We start from the raw sequence: 6958 nt of genomic DNA, 5'->3' as shown, positions 1-6958 counted from the left end.
GGGTACCGCAATGCCTACGAAATACCTCCCAGGTTCTTGCCGGGGCTAAAACCTGATTGCTGCGTAACGCAGCAATTCATGGGTTAACAAGCGGCGCGTCTTTGACGCGCCGCTTTTATTTGGGCAAAAGTTGTCCGATGGAGTCCGACAGTTGATTTCTGAAACTTCAGTGCGAGTCAGGCTATTTGCATGGTTGTCTGTGTTGGCATTCCTTGCGTATCTGTTGCCGAATCATTACTCTCCCTGGCTCTCTGCGCATCAGGAATCGGCGATGGCGGTGGCTTTTTTGCCTCTGGTTATGTGGGTGGCCTTTTACAGAACAGTGAATGTGCCAATACTGGCGGTGGCCGCTTGGGCCCTGGCAGTAGTTCCATTTTTTCAATTGGGTACGGGGCTGATTGTTTATCGGAGTGATGCCCTGATGGCGTTCCTCTACCTGTCTGGGTTCGGGCTGGTCGTTTTGACGGGTTTTCGCTACGCAAGGTCGAGCGATAAAGATTTAATCGACCTCACCCGCATTACGGCGTTGTGGGTCGCCATTCTGCTGGCTGGAATTGTTTCCATGGGAATTGCATTTCACCAGTGGCTGGACCTTCGGTTGCTGGGACTCTTTTTGATCGAACTCCCCCCGAATGCCCGTGTTTACGCGAATTTGGCGCAACCTAACCATTTCGCAACGCTCCTGCTCCTCAGCCTTACAGGGCTTCTGTTTCTATTCGAAGCCGGGAAAATTCGCCCATCTATAGGTCTGATAGCTGCTTTCCTGCTGGCATTTGGGCTTGTCATGACTGGCTCTCGCTCCGTGTTATTGGCGTGGTGCTGGTTTCTGCTTCTGTTCATAACGCTACGACGACGATGTCAATTGCGCGTCAAGTGGGAGGGCATTGCTGCGGTCGCTTCGTTTTACCTGGTTATCTCTTTGATGTGGTCTTCGATTAACGAATGGCTACTGCTAGGCGATGGAGTGACCAGTGCGGTGGATCGGCTTAACCCCGGCGTAAGAACCATTTACTGGGAGTCCATGCTGAAAGCAATTTCTCTGGCGCCATGGCAGGGGTATGGTTGGGGGCAGATACCTGCGGCGCAACAAGCTACCGCATTGGCCTATCCGCCAACACACACCTTTTTTGAGAGCTCTCACAATCTTTTTCTTGACTTGATATTGTGGAATGGACTACCTATAGGGCTCGCTGTTGTGCTGTTGCTCTCGGGCTGGTTTTTTTTGCAATATCGCAAAGTTCATGACGCCTTGTCTTGGTGTCTTTTGCTCGGTGTGGGTTTTGTGTTCAGTCACGCCATGGTTGAATTGCCCTTGAACTACGCTTACTTTCTGTTTCCTGTCGGCTTTTGGATGGGAGTTTTGAATGCTAACTCCGGTTGGGTCCTGCGTGATTGGCGCCCGTGGGCTGCCAAGCGGATAGTACGTCCGGCATTGATTTCTATCGTTATCGCGACGGCGGTCCTCTTTATTCTTGTTTTAAGGGAATATCCGGCATTTGAAGAGGACTGGCAAAACATGCGCTATGAGGAAGCGCGCATTGGGAACAATGTATCCCCGCCGGCACGGGCGCTATTGTTAAACCAACTGGAGGAATTACTCCGCTTTACGCGAACCCAGGCTAGCCCCGGTATGACAGCAGAGCAGTTGAACTGGATGCGAGAAGTATCAAGGCGATATGCATATTCCTCCGCATTGTTTCGCTATGCTACGGCTGCGGGTTTGAATGGAGATAAAGTGGAAGCAAAACGTGCGCTGCAACTTCTTTGCAGCCTGCATCCGGTTGCAACATGTTCTGAGGCAAGAATGTCGTGGACGGAGCTATCCAAAAGTAAATGGCCACAACTTTCGGATATCCAGTTTCCTGCGATGCCCCCGGAAAAATGAATTTACCATCAGCTGTACCAGTTAAAAAAACAACGAGATATGCCAGAGAAGCTGACCTATCCAGTGCAAGTGAACGCGTGCTATAGAGCTAAATCGCCTGTGATGGATTGCGACAGGTGATGGTGACAGGAAAAGGGAAGCTTCTTGCTGGCACATGGAAGGGGCTCGTTACCTTACTCATCACGTTGCCCTGGCTTAATCCAATCGCGGGAGGGCCCTCCCCCAATGTTGTTCCGTTGCTGATGAGTCTCGCCGCTGGTGCTGGCCTGATGTTTCTTCACTCCTTCTTGCCGAATATATATAAGGATAAGGCGACGAGCGAGGCTCCGTTTTGCGGGTACTGGACAGCCCCGGTTTCCCTGGCATGGCTTCTGGCGGGGACGATCAGCAGCATCTTTGCCTTGTTGCAATACTCCGGGCATGCCGATGCCCTCGCCCCCTGGGTGGCCAATGCCGGACTGGGTGAGGCCTTCGCAAACTTGCGCCAGCGCAATCAATTTGCCACCCTTAGCAATATTTCCCTGGCTGCCGTGATTTGGTGGGTGACGAAGGATACGGGGCCCCGTGGCCCCGCTGTGAAGGCCTACAGCTGGCGGTTACTTGCACTTGTCTCGGCTGCGGGAGTACTTGCGTTGGGAAATGCCGCTTCTTCCTCCCGCACGGGAATGGTTCAGCTATTTTTCGTAGCTGGATTGTGGTGGTACTGGGGGGCGATGCGACTACCCCGCGTTCGCCGGCTGCTATGGGTATCAGTGGCTGTGTACGTGTTGGGCATACTCTTCCTCCCATGGATGGCCGGGCTGGATCCCTTGTTGTACGGGGCGGCAGCCCGATTTCTGGCCGGCGATGAACTCTGCGTTAGCCGCTGGACGCTCTGGTCGAACGTGTTGAATCTGATTGCCCAAAAACCGTGGTTTGGCTGGGGATGGGGTGAACTGGATTACGCGCATTACATCACCCTTTACAACGGTCCCCGGTTCTGTCAAATACTCGACAACGCGCACAACTTACCTCTGCAACTGGCTGTTGAGCTAGGGCTTCCCGCGTCGCTATTCGTTTGCGGTGCCTTTGCGTATTGGACAATCCGCCGTGCACCATGGCGCGAAACTAATCCGACACGCCAGCTCGCATGGACCGTGCTTCTAGTGATTCTGCTCCACAGCATGCTCGAATATCCGCTATGGTATGGCCCATTTCAGATGGCTTTCTGTCTTTGCATCGCAATGCTCTGGAGGCGGGAGAATGCGGCCCCGATGGCGGCGAATCTGCCAAAACCTGTATTAGCCCGCCGTGTATCGGTCATAGGCATGCCTTTGCTGGGAGGTGCTCTGGCAATAGCCGTTGTCTATGCTGCGTGGGACTATCGCCGCGTCAGCCAGATCTATCTTCCCGTGGACGAACGATCTACCGTCTATCGCAGCGACACGCTTGCCAAAATTGAGGGCTCGTGGCTATTCGCCGATCAAGTGCGCTTTGCCCAGATATCTCTCACGCCTCTGACTCCGGCAAACGCCCAATGGACATTTAATACCGCAAGCGCATTGCTGCATTATTCGCCGGAGCCACGAGTTATCGAAAAGCTCATTGAAAGTGCAGTGATGCTCGGCTCTGATGATGTAGCTGTCGAGCATCTGGCGCGTTACAAGGCCGCTTTCCCGACGGAATACGCACAATGGACGCGGCAAAACAGCAAATTTGTACCGGGGCAGGCGCCACCGACGGGAGCGGCGGCCGCCAGATGAGGACGGTACTACAAGGGCTCGTGGACGAAACTGCCTGATTTACCGCCGTGTTTCTCAAGCACATGCACGTCGGTGATGGTCATGCTTCGATCTACGGCCTTGCACATGTCATAGATCGTCAAGAGAGAAATTTGCACCGCAGTCAGTGCTTCCATTTCGACGCCCGTTGGACCAACGGTCTCTACTGTTGCGGAACAGGCGATGCAGGAGACTTTCTCATCCGGGGTGAATTTGATGGTTACCCGTGTCAGAGCCAAAGGATGACATAGCGGTATCAGGTCGCTGGTTCTTTTGGCCGCCATGATCCCGGCGACGCGAGCAATGCCCAGCACATCCCCTTTTTTTGCGCTACCGGCAAGGATGATGGACAGCGTCGCTGAATTCATTACTATACGGCCCTGCGCGATGGCCACACGGTGCGTGGCAGTTTTGCCGGATACATCCACCATATGGGCCTGGCCCTGAGCGTCAAAATGAGTGAGTGTTGGGTCGGACATCTTGCGGCAAGAACCTTTACATGTATCCATCATCATAAGACCATGTTCAAAAATCCAAAGTTTTGGAGGAGCCGGCTTAAGGCTTCCGGTATTCATCTAGGTGTTAGCCTGGCAATAGCCTTGTGCGCGGCTTTGCTGGTTTTTATCATTTGGTATCCCTATCCCTATCGCGAGATATCCGGGGGGCGCGAGCTCTTCCTGTTGGTCATTGTGGTGGATGTGATCATGGGCCCGCTGATGACCCTTGCCGTGTTCAACACCGCCAAGCCGCGTAAGGAGTTGTGTCTGGATTTGTGTGTGATCGGGCTGTTGCAGTTGGCCGCGCTTGCTTACGGTCTCTGGACGGTTGCAGTGGCCCGTCCTGTGCATCTGGTTTTTGAATTCGACCGTTTTCGGGTGGTTCATGCCATTGAAGTTGACCCGGGGCTTCTTTCTCTTGCGCCTGAAGGGCTGCGGCAACTGCCGTTGACCGGGCCGACACTGTTGTCAGTGCGGGAGTTCAAGGACGCCAAGGAAAGTTTCGACGCAACCATGGCGGCGCTGGACGGCGCGCCTCTGGGTGCTCGTCCCGATCTATGGCAAAACTATGAAATGGCCAAGCCCCAGATCCTGAGACAGGCCAAGCCTCTTGCAGAACTCAAAACCCGTTTTCCTGCGGACATTGTTGGTATCGATAACGCATTGGCATCAGCGTTGGCATCGGGTCGCAAGATTAGCGATATTGGCTATATTCCAATGATCGGGCGCAAGACTTTTTGGACTGTCCTCATCGATACCAAAACCGCAGAGGTAATTGCATTTGTACCCATTGACTCCTTCTAGGCGAACTGTGTCCGTGAAGCCGCGTCCGGCCCTGAACCGCCTTGCTCTGGCCTGCATTGTTTTCATGGCTTTGGGCGGTTCCTCGCTGGCTCAGGCGCCCGTCGGTACGACCGGAGGCTCAACGGGTTCATTGCCATCGCTGGGTGAAACTTCCGACCTCGCAGCGGCAGCAGAGCGCCGTATTGGAGACCGCATCGCCGTCAGCATCTACCGCGACCCTGACTACATTGATGATCCGGTGCTCGGCGATTACCTCCAGAGTATCTGGTTGCCGCTGGTAGCCGCCGCAAGGACCCGGGGCGAGCTCAATGCCGAACTTGAAGAGCGTTTTGCCTGGCAGGTTTTTCTGATCCGGGACCGCAGCATCAATGCCTTTGCATTGCCCGGGGGCTACTTTGGCGTACACCTGGGCCTGCTGGCCGCGGTGAGCAGTTCCGATGAGGTGGCCGCAGTGATGGGCCATGAACTCAGCCATGTGACCCAGCGGCACATTGCGCGCATGCTGACGCAACAGTCGCGCCAGACCCCCTGGATGATTGCCGCCATGATTCTTGGCGTGCTGGCTGCCGGGAAGAGCAGCAATGCCGGCAGCGCCGCCGTGGTCGGCGGGCAGGCGGTCGCGATGCAGAACCAGCTCAACTTTTCCAGGGACATGGAGCGGGAGGCCGACCGCGTGGGTTTCGGGGTCATGACCGATGCGGGTTTTGAAAGCCGCGGTGTTTCGGCCATGTTCGAAAAGCTGCAGCAGGCCTCGCGCCTGAACGACAACGGCTCCTTTCCCTATTTGAGATCCCATCCGTTGACGACCGAGCGAATTGCCGAAGCGCGGGCGCGCGTGCAACTGTCTTCAACGGACGCGGCAAAACCCTCGCGCGAAAAAGAAACCGAGGCCGGCAGAGCCCGCGTGTTACACGCCATGATGGCATCGCGGGCGCGTATCCTGGCAGCCCCGGGGGTTGATGTTCTGCGCTCCATGGTGGCGGAGGCCCAGCGCCAGACAGGCCCTGTTGCCGCACTGCAACCGCTTCCCACGGCCGACAATGTGCGTGATGCTGGAGTTGTGTATGGTGGCGCTTTTGCGGCGGCCCGGCTGCGCGATTTCACCACGGCGAAAAGCTTGCTGGAACGGTTGAAACCGCTTGCTGTGGGTGCGCCGCATGCCGCCAATGCGGTGGATCTGCTGGCCGTTGAAATTGACTTGATGGCCGGCTTGGTTCCCCCGACAGCGGCATCTGCCGACATTTCCAGGGCGACATCTCGCGCTGAGGTACTGCTGCAGTCCCAGTCGTTGATGGCCGCGAACCGTGCGCAGGACGTTTCGGGCCGGCTACAAAGCTGGGTGACGCTGCATCCCAAGGACGCGATGGCCTGGCAGCTGCTTGCGGTCGCGTACGGCAAGCAAAACAAGCAGGTTCAGGCGATTCGCGCTGATGCGGAAAGCCGCGCCGCCCAGCTGGACTACCCGGCGGCGCTGGACCGCTTCAAGGCGGCGCAGGGCTTGATGCGCAGCAACCCCGGCAACGCAGATTACGTGGAGGGTTCGATCATCGACACACGAACCCGTCAGACCGAACTACTTGTTAAAGAGCAGGCGCTCCAGGACAAAGTCGATCGCTAGCTGCAGCACCGAATAAATCAGTGAGCCTATCAGCGCTGCGGCAAAACCCGTGACGTTCAGACTGCTGATCAGGCTGGCCGCGGCCCAGAACATCAGCGCGTTGATGACAAACAGGAACAAGCCCAGCGTCACCAGCGTGACGGGCAGCGTCAGCAGAACCAGGATCGGGCGCACCACCATGTTGAGCGCACCGAGCACCGCCGCGGCAATCAGCGCGCCGGTGAAGCTGGTCACCACGACCCCGGGGTAGAGATAGGCAACGGCCAGCAAGGCCGCTGCGCTTAAAAGCCATTTGAGGATAAGTTTCATGGGCAAAGAATACCACCGGCCTGCCCGATTCGGCCCCCATCCCTCTGGCAAGCAGAAGCCGCGTGCCCGGGGTTGTACACGGTCT

6 protein-coding genes are annotated in these 6958 nt (G+C 56.3%); 4 read left to right on the top strand and 2 right to left on the bottom strand.

Going from position 1 to position 6958, the window contains the following annotated elements:
- Positions 1-151 precede the first annotated feature (151 nt).
- The gene (locus AC1DY9_RS15490; protein WP_457282447.1) at positions 152-1885 is read left to right on the top strand and encodes a PglL family O-oligosaccharyltransferase; all 1734 of its coding nucleotides are present in this window, start codon (positions 152-154) and stop codon (positions 1883-1885) included.
- A 119-nt stretch (positions 1886-2004) separates the two neighbouring features.
- Complete coding sequence (locus tag AC1DY9_RS15485; RefSeq protein WP_477666967.1) at positions 2005-3627, top strand: PglL family O-oligosaccharyltransferase; 1623 nt, start codon at positions 2005-2007, stop codon at positions 3625-3627.
- An 8-nt stretch (positions 3628-3635) separates the two neighbouring features.
- On the opposite strand, the gene moaC is transcribed toward AC1DY9_RS15485, so the two are convergent.
- Positions 3636-4160, bottom strand: a complete 525-nt coding sequence (moaC, locus tag AC1DY9_RS15480) for a cyclic pyranopterin monophosphate synthase MoaC (protein ID WP_477666966.1) — start codon at positions 4158-4160, stop codon at positions 3636-3638.
- Positions 4161-4166: 6 nt separating this feature from the next.
- Here moaC and tfpZ point away from each other — a divergent pair, with 6 nt between their 5' ends.
- On the top strand, positions 4167-4946 hold the full coding sequence (gene tfpZ, locus AC1DY9_RS15475; RefSeq protein ID WP_457282445.1) for a TfpX/TfpZ family type IV pilin accessory protein: 780 nt from the start codon (positions 4167-4169) through the stop codon (positions 4944-4946).
- 13 nt (positions 4947-4959) lie between these two features.
- A complete protein-coding gene (locus tag AC1DY9_RS15470) occupies positions 4960-6564 on the top strand; it encodes a M48 family metalloprotease (RefSeq protein WP_477666965.1) in 1605 nt (534 codons plus the stop codon).
- Here AC1DY9_RS15470 and AC1DY9_RS15465 read toward each other — a convergent pair.
- Positions 6520-6873, bottom strand: a complete 354-nt coding sequence (locus AC1DY9_RS15465) for a phage holin family protein (RefSeq protein WP_457282444.1) — start codon at positions 6871-6873, stop codon at positions 6520-6522. The two genes, AC1DY9_RS15470 and AC1DY9_RS15465, sit on opposite strands and share 45 nt — an antisense overlap.
- Between the last annotated feature and the right edge of the window lie 85 nt (positions 6874-6958).

The sequence above is a fragment of the Polaromonas sp. P1_F6 genome (genome assembly GCF_056405695.1).
Note: the sequence above shows the minus strand (reverse complement) of the source record. Positions and strands in the feature narration are given on the sequence as shown.

Coding starts and splice junctions, on each gene's coding strand:
- AC1DY9_RS15465 (WP_457282444.1), bottom strand. CDS start 6,873: ATGAAACTTATCCTCAAATGGCTTTTAAGCGCAGCGGCCTTGCTGGCC.
- tfpZ (WP_457282445.1), top strand. CDS start 4,167: ATGTTCAAAAATCCAAAGTTTTGGAGGAGCCGGCTTAAGGCTTCCGGT.
- AC1DY9_RS15485 (WP_477666967.1), top strand. CDS start 2,005: ATGGTGACAGGAAAAGGGAAGCTTCTTGCTGGCACATGGAAGGGGCTC.
- moaC (WP_477666966.1), bottom strand. CDS start 4,160: ATGATGATGGATACATGTAAAGGTTCTTGCCGCAAGATGTCCGACCCA.